This is a genomic window from Streptomyces sp. NPDC002537 (genome assembly GCF_053594975.1).
This window is the reverse complement of the sequence record NZ_JBSFWT010000002.1, coordinates 180307-197022: the sequence shown is the minus strand read 5'-3', so window position 1 is coordinate 197022 and position 16716 is coordinate 180307. Positions and strand designations below refer to the sequence as shown.

The window sequence follows — 16716 nt, the reverse complement described above, 5'->3', positions numbered from 1 at the left end:
TACTCTCAGGTGAATGAGCGACCAGCACTCTTTCGAAACTCTCGCCATCCACGCAGGTCAGGAGGCGGACCCGCTGACCGGGGCCGTGGTTCCGCCCATCTACCAAGTCTCCACCTACAAGCAGGACGGCGTCGGCGGCCTGCGAAACGGCTACGAGTACAGCCGCAGTGGCAACCCCACGCGCACCGCGCTGGAAGAGAACCTGGCGGCGCTGGAAGGCGGTCGCCGCGGCCTCGCCTTCGCGTCGGGCCTGGCGGCGGAGGACTGCCTGCTGCGTACGCTCCTGTCTCCCGGTGACCACGTCGTCATCCCGAACGACGCCTACGGCGGCACGTTCCGCCTCTTCGCCAAGGTCGTGAGCCGCTGGGGCGTCGAGTGGTCGGTGGCCGACACCTCGGACCCGGCGTCCGTGCGGGCCGCGATCACGCCCCGCACGAAGGCGGTCTGGGTCGAGACCCCGTCCAACCCGCTGCTGGGCATCACCGACATCGCCGCCGTCGCCACCGTGGCCCACGAGGCCGGGGCGAAGCTGGTCGTCGACAACACCTTCGCCAGCCCCTACCTCCAGCAGCCGCTGTCGCTGGGCGCGGACGTCGTCGTCCACTCGACCACGAAGTACATGGGCGGCCACTCGGACGTCGTCGGCGGCGCGCTGATCACCGCCGACGCGACGCTGGCCGACGAACTCGCCTACCACCAGAACGCGATGGGCGCCGTGGCGGGCCCGTTCGACTCCTGGCTGACGCTGCGCGGCATCAAGACGCTCGCCGTCCGCATGGACCGCCACAGCGCCAACGCGGAGCGGGTCGCCGAGCTGCTGCTCTCGCACCCCAAGGTCACCAAGGTGTACTACCCGGGCCTGCCCGAGCACCGGCTGCACGAGGTCGCGGCCAAGCAGATGCGCTCCTTCGGCGGCATGGTGTCGTTCCGGGTCGAGGGCGGCGAGGCGGCGGCCGTCGAGGTCTGCAACCGCGCCGAGCTGTTCACCCTCGGGGAGTCCCTGGGCGGCGTCGAGTCGCTCATCGAGCACCCGGGCCGTATGACGCACGCGTCCGTGGCCGGCTCCGCCCTCGAGGTCCCCGCGGACCTCGTCCGCCTCTCGGTCGGCATCGAGTCGGTCGACGACCTGCTGGCCGACCTGACCCGCGCGCTGGGCTGACGTTTCCGCCGGGTTGCCCGGTGTCCCTCTCGGACTTCGTCCGGGGGACACCGGCAAGGCGCTTTCAGGTGGCGGACAGGCCGCGGTTGAACCCTTGGCCGTCACCCGGCGGCAGCCGCCCGTAACCACCACAGGGCCAGCGCCACCAGCATCAACAGCCCCGTCAGGCAACGGAGAACACGCCGCCGGCGCCGCACTCGCCGTCCCCGTTCCAGGGCCCGGCCGGCGAGACCGGCCGGCACCGCGCGGCGCGAGCGCTCCAGCAGCTGCCGGACCTCGTCCTCCGGCCGGTCACGCGGGCTCATGGCCCGCCACCGCGGCGACCGCGTGGGCGCACATGACCCGCACCCGCTCGGCGCCCAGCCCCAGCCAGGCGGCGACCTGTTGCTCGCCGACGCCTTCGTGCAGGCGCAGCACGAGCACCAGCCGTTCCCGCGGGGCGAGCTGTGCCAGGACACCGCCGCGGGCGCGGCGGTAGCGCCGGGCGGAGCGCGCGAAACGGGCCGCGAGCTCCCGGCGGGTGTGGTCGTAGGGATCCTCGCCGCGCACCCGGTCCCAGGACGCGTAGGTGTCGGCCAGGGCGGCCGTCAGCAGCCGCTCCGCGGCCTCGTGGCCCGTTCTTCCGGCGGCCTCCCCGGTGAGCAGTACGGCGGCGTGCAGCAGCCTGCCGCCCGCGCCCCCGACGAAGGACTCGAACTCCCGGGCGCGGCGCCGCTCCCGGGCCGCCCGTCGCTCTCGCACCGCGCCTCCGCGCTGCTGCCGTACGCGTTGTTGTCGTACGCGCTGCTGTCGTACGCACCAGGAGAGGGCAGGCGGCGGTGTTCGGTCAAGATGTCGTCAAGAACTCGGGGCCACCGGCAGGAGGGCGTCGGAGAGGGCGGAGTTGAAGCGGGTGAGCAGGGTGCAGAAGACGTTGCGCTCGTCCTCTGTCCAGCCCTCCGTGACCAGCGCCATCAGCTCGCGCCGCGAGGCGCGCACTTCTTCGAGACGGCCCTTGCCGCGGGGGGAGAGCTGGAGGACGACGGCACGGCCGTCCTCGGGGTGCGAGGTGCGCTTGACGAGGCCGGTGTCGACCAGCGGCGCCACCTGGCGGGTGACGGTCGAGGAGTCGATGCCCATGCCCGCGGCGAGCGCCTTGACGCCCATCGGGCCTTCCTGGTCGAGGCGGTTGAGCAGCAGATAGGCGGCGCGGTCCATGGAGTTGCGGACCTGGCCGACACCGCCGAGCCGGGTCTGTTCGGCGCGGCGGGCGAAGACGGCCACCTGGTGCTGGAGGGCGTCGAGGACGCCTGGGGCGAGGTCGGTCGTCATGTCCGAAGGGGTGGGCATGGCCTGGGGCTCACTTCGTGCGGCGGGCAGGGAATCGCTGAGGATTGGGGGACAGAGTACGCGGCCGGAAAGGCTCCCGTACGGGCGCTGCGCAAACCGCTCGGTATGCGGTGTCATGCGTGTTCCCGTACGCCTCGCCGTACGCCGTGCCGGTATGCCCGGCTGTATCCGTCCTGTGCCGGTCGTCACGGGCGCGAGCTGCGAGACTGGGGGGTATGGCGGCACGGGTCGGCGACAGGGACGGCTTGGGGACTCCTCCCATGTCCGATGAATCCGCCCTGTCCGGGACGGTTCCGCCGATGTCCGGAAGCTCCCCGCCCGCCGTCTCCCTCGACGAGGTGCGGCACGCGCGGAAGACGCTCGCCGGGGTGTCCCGGACCACCGCGATGAAGGGCAGCCGCTTCCTGTCCGGGCTGGTCGGCACCCCTGTGCACCTGAAGTGCGAGAACCTCCAGCGCACCGGCTCCTTCAAGGTGCGGGGCGCCTATGTGCGCATCGCGGGGCTCTCCGAACGGGAGCGCGCGGCGGGCGTGGTGGCCGCCAGCGCGGGCAACCATGCGCAGGGCGTGGCACTGGCGGCCTCGCTCCTGGGCGTGCGCTCCACGGTGTTCATGCCGGAGAGTGCGCCCCTGCCGAAGGTCATCGCGACCCGGGAGTACGGCGCGGAGGTGCGTCTCCACGGGCAGATCGTGGACGAGGCGATGCGGGCCGCGCGGGACCATGCACGGGCGACCGGCGCGGTCCTCATCCATCCCTTCGACCACCCGGACGTCATCGCGGGCCAGGGCACGGTGGGGCTGGAGATCCTGGAGCAGTGCCCTGAGGTCCGTACGATCGTGGTGGGCATCGGCGGCGGCGGGCTCGCGGCGGGCATCGCGGTGGCGGTGAAGGCGCTGCGGCCCGATGTGCGGATCGTGGGGGTCCAGGCGGAGGGCGCGGCCGCCTATCCGCCCTCCCTGGCCGCCGGGCACCCGGTGTCGGTCGAGGCGCCGGTGACGATGGCGGACGGCATCAGGGTGGGACGCCCCGGCGAGGTGCCGTTCCGGATCGTCGCGGAGCTGGTCGACGAGGTCCGTACGGTCTCCGAGGACGCGCTGGCCGGCGCGCTGCTGCTCTGCCTGGAGCGGGCGAAGCTGCTGGTGGAGCCGGCCGGGGCGAGCCCGGTGGCGGCGCTGCTGGCCGCGCCCGGCTCGTTCGAGGGGCCGGTCGTCGCGGTGCTGTCGGGCGGCAATGTGGACCCGCTGCTGCTGCAGCGCGTCCTGCGGCACGGCATGGCGGCGGCGGGCCGCTATCTGTCGCTCCGGCTGCGGCTGACGGACCGGCCGGGCGCGCTGGCAGCGCTCCTGGAGGTGCTGTCGGCGGTCGACGCCAACATCCTCGACGTGCGGCACGTACGGACCGATCCACGGCTCGGACTCGCGGAAGCGGAAGTGGAGTTGCAACTGGAGACCAAGGGGCCGGAACACTGTGCCGAGGTGGGAGCGGCCCTGCGGGAAGCGGGATATCTGGTCATGGCCTGAGCCGGTATGGCCTGAACCGATGGGGAGGTTCATTCACAGGGCGGAACGACTGCGGCGAACGTAAAATCCTGTAATACGTCACCCAAACGGGGAGAACCTCCATGCCAGGCGCCATTTTTGCCGAGGGTCTGGTCAAGACCTTCGGCGATGTCAGGGCTCTGGACGGCGTCGATCTCGACGTACCGGAAGGAACCGTTCTAGGCCTGCTCGGCCCCAACGGCGCAGGCAAGACCACCGCCGTGCGCGTGCTCACCACACTCCTCAAACCCGACCGGGGAACGGCCGTGGTGGCGGGCATCGATGTGCTGAAGAAACCCCACGAGGTCCGTCGCGTCATCGGCCTCTCCGGCCAATTCGCCGCCGTGGACGAATATCTGACGGGCCGTGAGAATCTGCGGATGGTCGGCCAGCTCTACCAGATGAGCGCGCGTGACGCCAAGGCGCGGGCGGGCGAGCTGCTGGAGCGCTTCAACCTCGGCGATGCCGCGGACCGCATCGCCAAGACCTACTCCGGCGGCATGCGGCGCCGCCTCGACCTCGCGGCGGCCCTGGTCGTCAGCCCGCCCGTGATGTTCATGGACGAGCCCACCACCGGCCTCGACCCCCGCAACCGCCAGCAGCTCTGGGAGGTCATCCAGGAACTCGTCGCGGGCGGCACCACCCTGCTGCTCACCACGCAGTACCTGGAGGAGGCCGACCACCTCGCGCACGACATCGCGGTGGTCGACCACGGCCGGGTCATCGCGCGCGGCACCTCCGACCAGCTCAAGGCCCGCACGGGCGGCGAGCGTGTCGAGGTCGTCGTGCACGCGCCCGAGCACATCTCCGTCGCCGACGAGGTCCTGCGCGGTTTCGGCAAGGGCGACTCCAAGATCGAGGAACACACCCGCAAGGTCACCGTCCCGGTCTCCGGCGGCGCCAAGCTGCTCGCCGAGGTCATCAGAGAACTCGACGCGCGCGGCATCGAGATCGACGACATCGGGCTGCGCCGGCCCACCCTGGACGACGTCTTCATCTCGCTCACCGGCCACGCCGCGGAGGCGGAGACGGACGAGGAGGCAGGGGCGGACGGGGAGCCGGAGGGGGACGGCGGACCGGAGGCGGACGGGCAGGGGCCGGACGGAGCGGGGGCCGACCCGGCACAGGACCCGTCGCGGGATCCGTTGCGGGACCCGGTACAGGATCCGGTACAGGATCCGGCGCAGGAGAGGAAGGAGGCGGCCTCGTGAGCACCGTCAGCGGCGCCGCTGCCAGGACCGCGACGCCCAGGGTCTACGGCGGCGTCGGCCAGTCCGTGCGCGACTCCCTGGTCGTCGCCAAGCGGAACCTGATCCGGATGGCGCGGATTCCCGAAGTGGTGATCTTCGGGCTGATCCAGCCGATCATGTTCGTGGTGCTGTTCAGCTATGTCTTCGGCGGCTCGATCGCCGTGGGCGGCAACACCGACCCCTCGGCCTACCGGCAGTTCCTGATGGCGGGCATCTTCGCGCAGACCGTCACCTTCGCCACGGCGGGCGCGGGCGCGGGCATCGCCGACGACATGCACAAGGGCCTCATCGACCGCTTCCGGTCGCTGCCGATGGCACGCGGGGCCGTGCTCACCGGCCGTACCCTCGCCGACCTGGTGCAGACCGCGCTGACCCTGGTGGTGCTGGCGGTCGTCGCGGTGATCGTGGGCTGGCGGACGCACGCGGGCATCCCCAAGGCGGTGGCGGGCTTCGCCCTGCTGCTCCTGCTCGGCTACGCCTTCTCCTGGATCGGCGCCCTGATCGGGCTGTCCGTGCGCACCCCGGAGGCAGCCACCTCGGGCGGGCTGATCTGGCTCTTCCCGCTGACCTTCATCTCGAACGCGTTCGTGCCGTCCGACAACATGCCGACGGTGCTGCGCAACATCGCCGAGTGGAACCCCTTCAGCGCGACCGTGCAGGCGGCCCGGCGGCTGTTCGGCAATCTGCCGGACGGCTATCCGGTGCCCGCCGCCTGGCCGATGCAGCACCCGGTGTGGGCCTCGCTGATCTGGTCGGTGGTGATCATCGTGGTCTTCCGGACGCTGTCGGTGCGGAAGTACCGGTCGGCCACGGCCTGACCCCGCGCCGTCGCATGCGAGGAGCCCCGGACTTGCACGGGTCCGGGGCTCCTCGAAGCGCGGTGCGCGGCCGGCTCAGCCCTGGTACGGCTGGGCGTCCAGGATGCGGACCTTGGCCTTGCGGCCGTTCGGCAGCTCGTACTCCGCGTCGGCGCCGATCTTCTTGCCGTTGACGCCGGTGCCCAGCGGGGACTGCGGGGAGTAGGTCTCGATGTCCGAGCTCGCGTACTCCCGGGAGGCCAGCAGGAACTCCAGGGTGTCGTCCGGGTCGCCGTCGAAGGCGATGGTGACGATCATGCCCGGGGCCACCATGCCGTCCGCGGCGGGAGCCTCGCCGACCTTGGCGTTCTCCAGCAGCTGGGTGAGCTGGCGCACACGGAGCTCCTGCTTGCCCTGCTCCTCCTTGGCCGCGTGGTAACCACCGTTCTCTCGCAGGTCACCCTCCTCGCGGGCCGCCGCGATCTTCATCGCGATCTCGGTGCGAGCGGGACCAGACAGGTACTCCAGCTCGGCCTTGAGCTGGTCGTACGCCTCCTGAGTCAGCCAGGTGACGTTGTCGCTGGTCTGGGTCACAGGTGCTCCTCGTCGGTACTGGGGAAAAACTTGGGGATACATCGGGGATACAAATGAACGCCCTACTCAGAAGGGTGCGCCTTCAAAGGTGGGCGAAACCACGAGCCTAACAATTAGGTCCGTGAACGGGGAAGAAGGAACGGGGAGAAACCGCGCAAGAAACGCGTCAGTGCAGGTCAGCCCCGGGACGTGGTGGTGCAGCCCTCAAGCTTGGTGGCGAAGGCGTACTGGGTGGTGCGGAACGTCACCAGCTCGGTGAAGTGCGCCTCGCGGCGGTCCAGCGTGACGTCCACCCGGCCGACCTCGGAACCGTCGCGGCCCAGCGAGCGCAGGGTGCAGACGCCCGTGTCGGCCTTGTTCTTGCGGACCTCCAGCACCGCCTGCACGGTGGTGTCCGACGTCGGCTTGAAGCGGGTCAGCTCGGCGCTGACATCCGTCTTGGTGAGGTAGTGCACACCGAACCAGACGAGCAGGCCGGCCAGCGCGGTGCCCAGCACCGTGGCGACGATCTTGAGCTGGCGATCCGCGCGCTGGTCCGCCGACCGGCCGTAACGACCGTCGGGCAGCTCCTCGCGTGCCGCAGCCATGATCTTCCTCCCGGTCGGGGACCGGTCCCGTCGACCGGAATGAAACGTCTCCCGCTTCGGTCACTATAGGAGGCGCCCCGGAACACCGATAAGACGGGCCATGACCAGTGACTGAGGATCGAGCCTTGACTGAGCAGCTGCGACTGATGGCGGTGCATGCCCACCCCGACGACGAGTCGAGCAAGGGCGCGGCCACGATGGCCAAATATGTGTCCGAGGGGGTGGACGTGCTGGTCGCGACCTGCACGGGCGGTGAGCGCGGCTCCATCCTCAACCCCAAGCTCCAGGGCGACCCCTACATCGAGGAGCACATCCACGAGGTGCGCGCCAAGGAGATGGCGGAGGCACGCGACATCCTCGGGGTGCGGCAGGAGTGGCTGGGCTTCGTGGACTCCGGGCTGCCCGAGGGCGACCCGCTGCCGCCGCTGCCCGAGGGCTGCTTCGCGCTCCAGGACGTCGACGAGGCGGCCGGCCGGCTGGTGAAGCTCATCCGCGAGTTCCGCCCGCACGTGGTCACCACGTACGACGAGAACGGCGGATACCCGCACCCCGACCACATCATGACCCACAAGATCACGATGGTGGCCTTCGAGGCGGCCGGCGACCCGGAGCGCTACCCCGAGGCGGGCGAGCCCTGGCAGCCGCTCAAGCTCTACTACAACCAGGGCTTCAACCGCCCGCGCACCCTCGCCCTCCACGAGGCGCTGCTCGCCCGCGGTATGGAGTCCCCGTACGCGGAGTGGCTGGAGCGCTGGCAGACGATGGGCCGCGAGCGCACCCTCACCACCTATGTGCCCTGCGGTGACTTCTTCGAGATCCGCGACAAGGCGCTGATCGCGCACGCCACCCAGATCGACCCCGACGGCGGCTGGTTCCGGGTGCCGCTGGACCTTCAGCGCGAGGTCTGGCCGACCGAGGAGTACGAGCTGGCGAAGTCTCTCGTCGGCACGACCCTCCCCGAGGACGACCTCTTCGCGGGCATCCGCAACAATTGACCCCATGATGAGCGCGACTGCGACCCTCGCCGCCACCCACCTCGTGCCGCTCGCCGCCGATGACCTTGACAAGAACAAGGTCACGCCGGGCGTCCTCGGCTTCATCGTCTTCGCTCTGCTCGGCGCCGCCGTCTGGATGCTGATGAAGAGCATGAACAAGCACATGAGGAAGGTCTCCTTCGAGGAGCTCCCGGAGGGTGCGGCGATGTCCGCCGCCACGGCCTCCGCTCCGGCCGCCACCCCGGCCGGGGCCACCGGCGCCGCCGCGCCCGGCGGCAAGGGCGGCGGCAAGGGCAGCGGCACCACGAAGGGCTGACGGTCAGCTGTCACGGGACAGCACCGCCATCACCTCACGGGCCCGGCGGCCCGGCACCATGCCGAGCCGCCATGCCTGCCATCCCGCTTCCGGCTCGACGCCCCGCTCCAGCAGCAGCGCGAAGGTCTCCGCGCAGTCCTCCAGGACCGGATCCATCGCCCAGTCGGCGGCCCGCAGCTCCCGCAGCAGCCCGGCCAGCTCCTCCCGCGCCACCGCGGAACCCACCACCGAGCCGCCCGCCGAGGCGAACGGCAGCAGCGTGCAGCGGAGGAACCGCGCCCACGCCGCGCCCCGCCGGTCGCCGTAACCGGCGAACAGCCGCTCCGCCTCGTCCACCAGCTCCAGCGCGGACGCGGCCCGCCCGTTGCCGCCGTCGACGACGGCCAGCTCCACACACGACCACGCCTCCCCGTGCGCCACGCCCAGCCGGTGGAAGTCCGTCCGCGCCTCCTGGAGCAACTGCCGGGCGAAACGGCTGTTGCGCAGGCTGCCCGTCTGCGCCGCCCGCTGATCACGGGTGACCCGGGCCGCGTGATGCCGGGCACAGGCCAGCCCGTACGCGTCCCTCATCCGGTTGAACATGGTGCGCGCCCGCTCCAGCGCCCGCAGCGCCGCCCCCCGGTCACCGCTCTCCTCCAGCGCCTGCCCCAGGTAGTACAGCGACCAGGCCTCGCCGCGGGCGTCCTCGTTCTCCCGGTGCCGGGAGACCGCGTGGCGCAGCTGCTCCGCCGCCGGGCCCGCGTCACCGGCCACCAGCCGGGCCCGTGCCAGCTGGGTCAGCGCCCAGGCCGCGCCCCGGCCGTCCTGTGTGCGCCCGTACAGCTCCTGGGCCTCGCGCAGATCCTCCTCCGCCTGCTCGACCCGGCCCATCTGCAGCCGCACCTGGCCCAGCTGGAAGTGCGCCCACGCCTGCCCGTGCAGACTCTCGCTCTCCCGGTGCAGCTCCAGCGACTCGGTCAGCAGCTCCAGCGCCTCCGCTATGCCTCCGCGGTCCCGCTCCACCGCGGCCAGCGAATGCAGCGTCCAGGCCCGGTCGCCGGCCAGCTCACGGGCGCCCTGCAGGGCCAGCGCCTCCCGCAGTCTGTCCGCCGCCTCCCGGAGATTGCCCTGATGCTGGAGGGTCACCCCCAGATCGCGCAGCGCACGGGCGGCACCCGGGGGATGGTGGGCGTCGAAATACAGATCCACGACCGACGACAGCGTCGTACGGGACGTGTCCAGCTCACCCAGGTGGCGGGCCGCGATCCCGGTGCGCCACTGCACCGAGCGCGACAGCAGCCCCCGGTCGGCGGCCTGGGTCAGCTCGCTCAGCTCCCCCAGCCGGTAGAGATCGCCGCGCAGCAGGCAGTAGTCGCACAGCGCGCCCAGCAGGTGCAGCACCACCGACTGGTCGACGTCCTCGGTGTGCCGCAGCGCCGCCGTGATGAAGCTCGACTCGTCGTCCAGCCAACTCAGCGCCGCGTCCAGCGAGGTGAAGCCGTGACCGCCCGCCGCCCCGCTGACGAACGCGCCGGCACGCGTCGAGGTCTTCCCGTCCACCATCCTGATCACGGAGTCCGCCAGCTCCGCGTAGCTGCGGATCAGCCGCTCCTGCGCCGCGCCCCGCTCGCCCGGCGACTCCTCCTCCAGCAGCCGCTCGTGCGCGAACGCCCGCACCAGGTCGTGCATCCGGTACCGCCCGGAGCGGACCCGCTCGATCAGGCCCGTGCGGGCCAGCGCCGTGAGCTCGCGCCCGGCCTCCCGCTCGTCCCGCGCCAGCAGCGCCGCCGCGGCGGCCGCGCCCAGCGAGGCCCGGCCCGCCAGCGCCATCCGGCGCAGCAGCTCGCGGGCGCCGTCGCTCTGGTCGATGTAGCGCAGCCACAGCGCCCGCTGCACCGGGTCGTCCTGCCCGGACGCCGCCAGCTCCGCGGCCAGCAGGTGCGGGGCGCGCTCGCCCAGCGAGGAGCCCGCCACCCGCAGGGCCAGCGGCAGCCCGCCGCACAGCTCCCGCACCTGGGCCAGCCCCTTCTCGTCGTACGGCTCCGGCCGCGGCTCCCCGGCGGCCGCCCGCAGCAACTCCTCGGCGCCTGCCTCGTCCAGCGGCCCGACCGGCAGCTCGTGCACCCACGCCGCCAGCTCCGGCGGCAGCTCCAGCGGGCAGCGCGCCGTGACCAGGACGAGGCTCTCGGACCGCTGGGGGACCAGCGCGGCGACCTGCTCCGCGTCCGACGCGTCGTCCAGCACCACCGTCACCGGCAGCCCCGTCAGATGCCGGTGGTACAGATCCGAGAGCCGCGTGAGGTGCTGCTCCCGCGAGGACCGCTCCCGGAACAGCAGTTGATCACGCGGCGCGCCCAGCCGGTTGAGCAGGTGCAGCAGCGCGTCCCGGGTGGGCAACGGCGGCTCTCCGGACTCCCCGCGCAGATCCACCACGCACGCGCCGCGGAACTGGTCGCGCAGATGGTGCGCCGCCCGGACCGCGAGCGCGGAGCGGCCCGAGCCCGCCGGCCCGTGCAGCACCACCACCGTCGGCTTGGTCTCGATGCTCGCCCGCCCCTGCTGCACCCACTGGGCGATCCGCGCGAGGTGCTCACGGCGGCCCGCGAACGTGCCCACCACTTCCGGGAGATGGTCGAAGGACTGCTCCAGCGCGGTGCGCCGCCGGGCCTCCGCACCGCGGTCCACCCCGAGCGACGCCGAGGCCCGCGCCGGGCCGTCCGTACCCGCCGGGCGGCTCCCGCCGTTGACGCGCGTCGCCGCGGACAGCATCCGCTGCTGGTCCAGGAACGGCCGGATGCCCCGCACCTCGACCGCCGTCAGCCACGCCAGCCGCAACTGCTGTGCGCCGCCCGGCTGTCCGCGCAGCCCGGCCCGCCGGTGCGCGGCGGGCCAGTGCCCGGCCGTGAGCCTGGCGACCGCCGCCGCCGAACCGGCCACGGCCGCGCCGGCCCCCGCGCCCAGCGCCGTGCCCACCGACGTGCCGCAGCCGAGATCCGTACCGGCCGCCGTCACCGCCGCGACCGCCGCGACCAGCGCCGGGGTCGTCAGCGCCGACCGGGTGAGCCGGGTCGTCAGCGGCCGCCAGGCGGCCTCCTCCTCGTCCAGCGCGCAGACATACGCCTCGTACTCCTCGGCGGCCCCGGACGCTATCGCCTCCAACTCCGTGCGCCCCCGGCGCAGTAGCGCCGCGCCATCCGTCAGCCCACCCGAACGGCGGACCTCCTCCTCCACCATCCGACCCAGAAGACCTTCGATCTCCGTACGGTGACTGTTTCTCAGTACGCTCGGCACTTCCGCCACGGCTTCCCCCTCACCAGCGATTGCCCTGTGCCTCAAGTGCTCAGAGCCTCAAGTGTTCCGGCTCGAATGCGATTCCGGCAGCCCTGTGGATAACTCGTCTGTGGATAACCCGACATCGGGCCCGCGTGATGCGCCGAGAGCCGGTGCGTCGGACGTACGGCTGTGAATGAGGTGCGTGCGCTGCCGGAGCGGCACGGGCACATCGTGCAGGAGGCCGACGGCGGTGACGACCACGGCGAGGACCTGCACGTCACCTTCGCGCAGGACGGCCGGCGAACAGCAGATTCCATAGCCGTGCAGGTCAAGGGTGGGGTCTCGATGCGTACCGGTAGTCGAGTTCGCTCCGGACGACATCGTCAAGCTCTCCGCTTCGACCCCATCCCGATGATCGGCGGTGTCATCCTCGACGGCGCGGAAGCACACTGCTCATGGGGTGCTTCAAATCCACGGAGTGGTGGCGTCGACCGGTCGGGCGGAGCGGTCAGACGGCTCCCAGGTCGACGGTGACGGAGAAGGGCGCGGCAGCCTTGATCACGCCGGTGAACATCTCGCCGTCCCTGTAGGCCTTGGTGGCGGGGTCGAGAACGTAGGTGTAGACGATCGGGACACCGGTGGCGGCCTGTTCGATCCGCCAGTAGAAGGGGATGCCGGCCTTGGCGTACTGCTCCACCTTCACGATCCGGTCGGTGGTCTCCGAGCCGGGCGACACGACCTCGACGACCAGGAGCACATGTTCGGGGCGGGTGGGCGTGAGGTCGATGGTCTCCGCCCGGTAGACGACGACGTCCGGACGGCGGTTGGTGAGTGGAACGTCCTGCAGGCGGACATCGAAGTCCGTGTCGGCGTTCCAGTCCGGGCCTGCGGCGGCGTCCAGGGCATTGGCCAGGATTCGGGCCAGCCGGTTGTGCCGCTTGGACGCGCTCGGGCTCACGACGACCATCCCGTCCACGATCTCGATGCCGGCGCACTGTTCCTCGGACCAGGAGTCGTACTGCTCCGCGCTGATCTGCGTATGCATCCACGCGGGCGCCACCATCTCGGCGGCCATGGTGTACCTCCTTCGAAGAGCCTCGGCAGTTCCGGCGCTGCCGGGCTCAGCCTACTGTCCTGTGATGCCGGGGCGCCCGATTCGGAAAAGCACGACGGCGGTGACGTCAGGGGCCGGGCGGAGACGGATTCCGCTTCGACGGTGCCGTCGGCCGGGCGTTCCGCAGCGTCCTCGAGGTCGCATGCGTCCACGGGCGCGCATTCGTCACCCGCGCCGAGGCCCGGCCGGGATCACAACCGGAGTATCGGCTTCCGAATAATCCGGCGGCTTCCCGGCACCGGAGCCCGATCAGCTGCGAATGGGACCGTCGGGCCGACCCGATATGGAATCCTCCGTTCCGCCAGCCCTCCGCTCCCCACTCTCTGACGGAGTGTCAGCAGCGTTGAGCGGACGTCAAGTTTCGACAAAGAACGCTGGTCAATCGATTGTGGCAGCGTGTAGCCTGAATTTTGTTTGGGCAGTTTTTACTCTGCGTCTCAAGCGAGCATCGAGGGGGGTACCTTCGTTTGTCCATGAAGCGCTGCTTCGTGGCCGCGCATCGATTCTTCACAGTGTTGCCGTTTTGGCCTGCGAATGATGTGGTGCGCTTGCACGGGGGGAGATTGCATTGAGTTCTGCCTATGTGTACGTTTCGTGGATCCGCTGGGCTCCTGCGTTGACGGCGACACTCCCCGGTCGGGAGTTATCGATCCGGCAGTGAAGGTCGATCCGTCCGGCAGGGTCACGGCTTGGTCGATGCCGGGACATGGCTTGACCGGGTGAGGCCGGAAGTGCGGTCGCCGCCCTGGCCGATGCCCCTGTGACGAGTGGCGGAAGACCGTCGTGGACGCCACCCTTCAGGGCCTCCGCCCCCTTGTCCGGTTCGAGGCCGCCTCTGCCTCTCTCCGCCCCTTCTGATGTCCTGTCGGCTTACGCGGCGGGGCCGGGCGAGACGTTGGGCCGCCTGCCGTGACCGCCTGTCGGGGTGACCTGTCGGCGCGCACCGCTCAGCGCGGGGGGTGCCGTGTGAGTAAAACCCTTGGACGTTTTTCCCCATGCTCTTTGGGAGAAGGAAAGAGGAGACAGGACGTGGAAGAAGTGCTGGCCACAAAACTCACCTGTCGGGAGTTAGATGTGCTCGGCCTACTGGCCCAGGGGTTGAGCAACCGGCTCATCGCTCGAATGCTGGACATCTCTGAGAAGACCGTGAAGAACCATCTCAGCAGCATTTATTTGAAGATCGGTGCCACCGACCGCACTCAGGCCGCGCTCTACGCCCAGCACGTCGGCCTGACCGATCCCGGGAAGGCGGCTCCGCCCGCCCTGGCCCTGGCGTCCGATCCCGTCCCCGAGGAGGGGTCGCCGCCGACGGGCCCCGCCCTCACCGCACGCGAGCGGGGCGTACTCCGGCTGCTGGCCCGGGGGTTGAGCAACCGGGTCATCGCTCGGACGCTGGACATCTCTGAGAAGACCGTGAAGAACCATCTCAGCAGCATCTACTTGAAGATCGGAGCCGCCCACCGTACTCAAGCCGCGCTCTACGCCCAATATGTCGGCCTCGCTTCCTGAGCGGCTCGCAGTTCGACCTCTTCTCCGAGGGAATCTCCACCGCCGCTCGGTGCGCTCGCTCTCCCGCCGTCGCTTCGCGTTGCCCGCGAGCGTCCCTCCTTGATGAAGTCCTCCTCGACGAGGTCCTCCTCGACGAGGAAACTCCGCACCAGCCTGCCCGCCTCGTCCCGGCACTCCTCGAAGTAGGCGTGCCGGGCGCCCGGGAAGAGGTGTGTGCGGGAACTGGGGATGCGGGAGGCGAGCAGCGGGAGGTTGTCCGGCGGGGTGAGCCGGTCCTGGTCGCCGTGGAGGATCAGGGTGGGGGCCGTGATGCCCGGCAGTTCGTTCCACGCGTCGTGCTCGTTGCTGGCGATGAGGTGGCCGCGGCGCGCATGGGCGGGCATCCGGGGGTCGCCGAGGGTGCGGTAGGGGCCAGGGTGCGCGGCCTGCCAGGCGGGGGAGTACATCAGGTCGGCCAGCACCCGGCGTACGGCCTCCGGATCCGGTTGTGCGAGGGACCGCCGTACCGACGCGTCGCGTTCCACGGCGTGCGGCCCGCCCGGGGAGGTGCAGCCCAGGACCAGTCGGCGGACCCGCTCCGGGTGGCGGATCGCGAGCCACTGCGCGACCCGGCCGCCCATCGAGGTGCCGTACACGTCGGCGCGCGCGATACCGAGCGCGTCCAGGACCGCGACGACGTCGTCCGCGAACTGCACGACGGAGTACGGCCCTTCGGGCTTGTCGCTGTCGCCCGTGCCGCGCGGGTCCATGGTGATGGTGGAGCGCACGGTGTGGAAGTCCTCGCGCACGCCGTCCCACCAGTGGTGGTCGTTCGCCTGCCCGGCGAGCAGCACCAGCGGCGGCCCCTCCCCGCGGTGCTGATACGCCAGGGCCGTGCCGTCCTGGGCGCGCGCGAAGGTCGGGACCGGCCGGTCGTGTTCGGTCATCGACGTCCTTCGAACGGGCACATGGGCATGTGGGCGGCGCGCGGTGTCATGAGTCCTCTTTATGCTAGCCCGAACAGGCGCGCGGTATGGGCACTATCGATGTTCTGCCGAACGAGTCCGCCGAACGAGTCCGCCGCGCGGGATCCGCGGCGGGGGCCTCACATCCGCCAGTCGCCCGCGATCTTCAGCAGACGGTCGTTCTGCTCGGGAGTGCCGATGGTGATCCGCACACCCTCGTCGCCGAAGGGGCGCACCATGACCCCCGCCGCCTCGCACGCGTCGGCGAACGCCTTCGTGTGCGAACCGAGGCGCATCCAGACGAAGTTGGCCTGGCTGTCGGGAATGCTCCGGCCCGCGTCCCGCAGAGCGCGGGTGACCCGAGTGCGCTCGGCCACCAGGGTCCGGACCCGCTCCAGCAGTTCGGGTTCCGCCTTCAACGAGGCCCGCGCGGCGGTCTGGGCGAGTCCGCTGACGCCGAACGGCACGGTGCAGGCCCGCAGCGCGGCCGTGACCGGCGGATGCGCGACCGCGTAGCCGACGCGCAGTCGTGCCAGCCCGTACGCCTTGGAAAAGGTGCGCAGAACGGCGACGTTGGGACGGTCGCGGTAGAGCTCGATGCCGTCGGGTACGTCGGTGTCGTCGACGAACTCGCGGTACGCCTCGTCGAGCACCACCAGCACGTCGTCCGGCACCCGGTCGAGGAAGCGCTCGAGCTCACCGCGGTGCACGGCCGTGCCCGTCGGGTTGTTGGGGTTGCACACGATGATCATGCGAGTGCGGTCCGTCACCGCGTCGGCCATGGCGTCCAGATCATGCCGCTCGTCGCGCAGCGGAATCTGCACAGGGGTGGCCCCGGTGGCCCAGACGAGCATCGGGTACGCCTCGAACGAGCGCCAGGCGAACAGCACTTCGTCCCCTTCGCCCGCCGCGGCGCACAGCAGGTCCTTGGTGACGCCGAGCGATCCGGTGCCGGGTACGAGGTGCTCCGGGGGCACGGCGAGGGCCGCGGACAGCTCCGCGATCAGTTCGCCGTTCTTCGAGTCGGGATAGCGGTTGACGCGTCCCAGCTCCTCGCTCATCGCGGCGACGACCGACGGCAGCGGGGGGTAGGGGTTCTCGTTCGACGACAGCTTGTCCACCAGGTCGCTGGGCGCGGCCCGGCCCGGGACGTAGCGAGGCAGCCCGGAGACGTCGGCGCGCAGCCGGGGGACAGATGCAGAGGGCATTGGGGGAACTTCCTGAACGGGGGGGGGAGCGGACGGTCGTGCGGGTACGTCGTTCATCCGGGAGTCCGGGAGTCCGGGAGTCCCCGGGTCCGGAGTCCCGGACCCGGGGAGCCGTGCGCCGCGG

At 71.1% G+C, this 16716-nt stretch carries 16 protein-coding genes and 1 pseudogene; 8 read left to right on the top strand and 9 right to left on the bottom strand.

Translation table 11 applies throughout. From position 1 onward, the window contains the following. Positions 1–13 precede the first annotated feature (13 nt). A complete protein-coding gene (locus ACWD4A_RS01580) occupies positions 14–1159 on the top strand; it encodes a cystathionine gamma-synthase (RefSeq protein WP_451187892.1) in 1146 nt (381 codons plus the stop codon). A 101-nt stretch (positions 1160–1260) separates the two neighbouring features. On the opposite strand, the gene ACWD4A_RS01575 is transcribed toward ACWD4A_RS01580, so the two are convergent. From ACWD4A_RS01575 to ACWD4A_RS01565, 3 genes are all read right to left on the bottom strand, one after another. Next, positions 1261–1464 (bottom strand): hypothetical protein, encoded by a 204-nt coding sequence (locus ACWD4A_RS01575; RefSeq protein WP_451187890.1) that lies wholly within the window; start codon positions 1462–1464, stop codon positions 1261–1263. Beyond that, a complete protein-coding gene (locus ACWD4A_RS01570) occupies positions 1451–1900 on the bottom strand; it encodes a sigma factor-like helix-turn-helix DNA-binding protein (RefSeq protein ID WP_451187887.1) in 450 nt (149 codons plus the stop codon). Before ACWD4A_RS01570 ends, ACWD4A_RS01575 begins: the two co-directional genes overlap by 14 nt. Before the next feature lie 96 nt (positions 1901–1996). After that, complete coding sequence (locus ACWD4A_RS01565; protein WP_451187886.1) at positions 1997–2488, bottom strand: MarR family winged helix-turn-helix transcriptional regulator; 492 nt, start codon at positions 2486–2488, stop codon at positions 1997–1999. 299 nt (positions 2489–2787) lie between these two features. Here ACWD4A_RS01565 and ilvA point away from each other — a divergent pair, with 299 nt between their 5' ends. From ilvA to ACWD4A_RS01550, 3 genes are all read left to right on the top strand, one after another. Further along, positions 2788–4008, top strand: coding sequence for a threonine ammonia-lyase (gene ilvA / locus ACWD4A_RS01560; protein WP_451187884.1), 1221 nt, complete (start codon positions 2788–2790; stop codon positions 4006–4008). 101 nt (positions 4009–4109) lie between these two features. Then, a complete protein-coding gene (locus ACWD4A_RS01555; RefSeq protein WP_451187882.1) occupies positions 4110–5237 on the top strand; it encodes an ATP-binding cassette domain-containing protein in 1128 nt (375 codons plus the stop codon). After that, complete coding sequence (locus ACWD4A_RS01550) at positions 5234–6094, top strand: ABC transporter permease (protein WP_451187880.1); 861 nt, start codon at positions 5234–5236, stop codon at positions 6092–6094. Before ACWD4A_RS01555 ends, ACWD4A_RS01550 begins: the two co-directional genes overlap by 4 nt. A gap of 75 nt (positions 6095–6169) precedes the next feature. On the opposite strand, the gene greA is transcribed toward ACWD4A_RS01550, so the two are convergent. Together greA and ACWD4A_RS01540 are read right to left on the bottom strand one after the other, a co-directional pair. Further along, positions 6170–6667 carry a transcription elongation factor GreA gene (gene greA / locus ACWD4A_RS01545; protein WP_451187878.1) on the bottom strand — a complete coding sequence of 166 codons (498 nt, stop codon included), beginning with the start codon at positions 6665–6667 and terminating at the stop codon, positions 6170–6172. A 176-nt stretch (positions 6668–6843) separates the two neighbouring features. Further along, the gene (locus tag ACWD4A_RS01540) at positions 6844–7254 is read right to left on the bottom strand and encodes a DUF4307 domain-containing protein (RefSeq protein ID WP_451187877.1); all 411 of its coding nucleotides are present in this window, start codon (positions 7252–7254) and stop codon (positions 6844–6846) included. A 125-nt stretch (positions 7255–7379) separates the two neighbouring features. On the opposite strand from ACWD4A_RS01540, the gene mca reads away from it, so the two are divergent. Next, the gene (gene mca, locus ACWD4A_RS01535; RefSeq protein ID WP_451187874.1) at positions 7380–8249 is read left to right on the top strand and encodes a mycothiol conjugate amidase Mca; all 870 of its coding nucleotides are present in this window, start codon (positions 7380–7382) and stop codon (positions 8247–8249) included. A gap of 4 nt (positions 8250–8253) precedes the next feature. Then, the gene (locus tag ACWD4A_RS01530; RefSeq protein ID WP_451187872.1) at positions 8254–8565 is read left to right on the top strand and encodes a hypothetical protein; all 312 of its coding nucleotides are present in this window, start codon (positions 8254–8256) and stop codon (positions 8563–8565) included. Positions 8566–8568: 3 nt separating this feature from the next. Here the strand turns inward: ACWD4A_RS01530 and ACWD4A_RS01525 are convergent, their stop codons facing one another. Then, the gene (locus ACWD4A_RS01525; protein ID WP_451187870.1) at positions 8569–11778 is read right to left on the bottom strand and encodes a tetratricopeptide repeat protein; all 3210 of its coding nucleotides are present in this window, start codon (positions 11776–11778) and stop codon (positions 8569–8571) included. A gap of 228 nt (positions 11779–12006) precedes the next feature. On the opposite strand from ACWD4A_RS01525, the gene ACWD4A_RS01520 reads away from it, so the two are divergent. After that, positions 12007–12351, top strand: coding sequence for a DUF4365 domain-containing protein (locus ACWD4A_RS01520; protein WP_451187868.1), 345 nt, complete (start codon positions 12007–12009; stop codon positions 12349–12351). Here the strand turns inward: ACWD4A_RS01520 and ACWD4A_RS01515 are convergent. Further along, positions 12326–12892 (bottom strand): Uma2 family endonuclease, encoded by a 567-nt coding sequence (locus ACWD4A_RS01515; RefSeq protein WP_451187866.1) that lies wholly within the window; start codon positions 12890–12892, stop codon positions 12326–12328. The two genes, ACWD4A_RS01520 and ACWD4A_RS01515, sit on opposite strands and share 26 nt — an antisense overlap. Before the next feature lie 1068 nt (positions 12893–13960). On the opposite strand from ACWD4A_RS01515, the gene ACWD4A_RS01510 reads away from it, so the two are divergent. After that, a complete protein-coding gene (locus ACWD4A_RS01510; RefSeq protein WP_451187865.1) occupies positions 13961–14440 on the top strand; it encodes a LuxR C-terminal-related transcriptional regulator in 480 nt (159 codons plus the stop codon). Positions 14441–14574: 134 nt separating this feature from the next. Here ACWD4A_RS01510 and ACWD4A_RS01505 read toward each other — a convergent pair. Both ACWD4A_RS01505 and hisC read right to left on the bottom strand, forming a co-directional pair. After that, a pseudogene (locus ACWD4A_RS01505) lies at positions 14575–15366 on the bottom strand (alpha/beta fold hydrolase); the annotation flags it as partial. A 158-nt stretch (positions 15367–15524) separates the two neighbouring features. Next, a complete protein-coding gene (gene hisC / locus ACWD4A_RS01500; RefSeq protein ID WP_451187863.1) occupies positions 15525–16592 on the bottom strand; it encodes a histidinol-phosphate transaminase in 1068 nt (355 codons plus the stop codon). Between the last annotated feature and the right edge of the window lie 124 nt (positions 16593–16716).

Coding starts and splice junctions, on each gene's coding strand:
- ACWD4A_RS01555 (WP_451187882.1), top strand. CDS start 4,110: ATGCCAGGCGCCATTTTTGCCGAGGGTCTGGTCAAGACCTTCGGCGAT.
- ACWD4A_RS01530 (WP_451187872.1), top strand. CDS start 8,254: ATGATGAGCGCGACTGCGACCCTCGCCGCCACCCACCTCGTGCCGCTC.
- ACWD4A_RS01525 (WP_451187870.1), bottom strand. CDS start 11,778: ATGGTGGAGGAGGAGGTCCGCCGTTCGGGTGGGCTGACGGATGGCGCG.
- ilvA (WP_451187884.1), top strand. CDS start 2,788: ATGTCCGGAAGCTCCCCGCCCGCCGTCTCCCTCGACGAGGTGCGGCAC.
- ACWD4A_RS01515 (WP_451187866.1), bottom strand. CDS start 12,892: ATGGCCGCCGAGATGGTGGCGCCCGCGTGGATGCATACGCAGATCAGC.
- ACWD4A_RS01575 (WP_451187890.1), bottom strand. CDS start 1,464: ATGAGCCCGCGTGACCGGCCGGAGGACGAGGTCCGGCAGCTGCTGGAG.
- ACWD4A_RS01565 (WP_451187886.1), bottom strand. CDS start 2,488: ATGCCCACCCCTTCGGACATGACGACCGACCTCGCCCCAGGCGTCCTC.
- ACWD4A_RS01580 (WP_451187892.1), top strand. CDS start 14: ATGAGCGACCAGCACTCTTTCGAAACTCTCGCCATCCACGCAGGTCAG.
- hisC (WP_451187863.1), bottom strand. CDS start 16,592: ATGCCCTCTGCATCTGTCCCCCGGCTGCGCGCCGACGTCTCCGGGCTG.
- ACWD4A_RS01540 (WP_451187877.1), bottom strand. CDS start 7,254: ATGGCTGCGGCACGCGAGGAGCTGCCCGACGGTCGTTACGGCCGGTCG.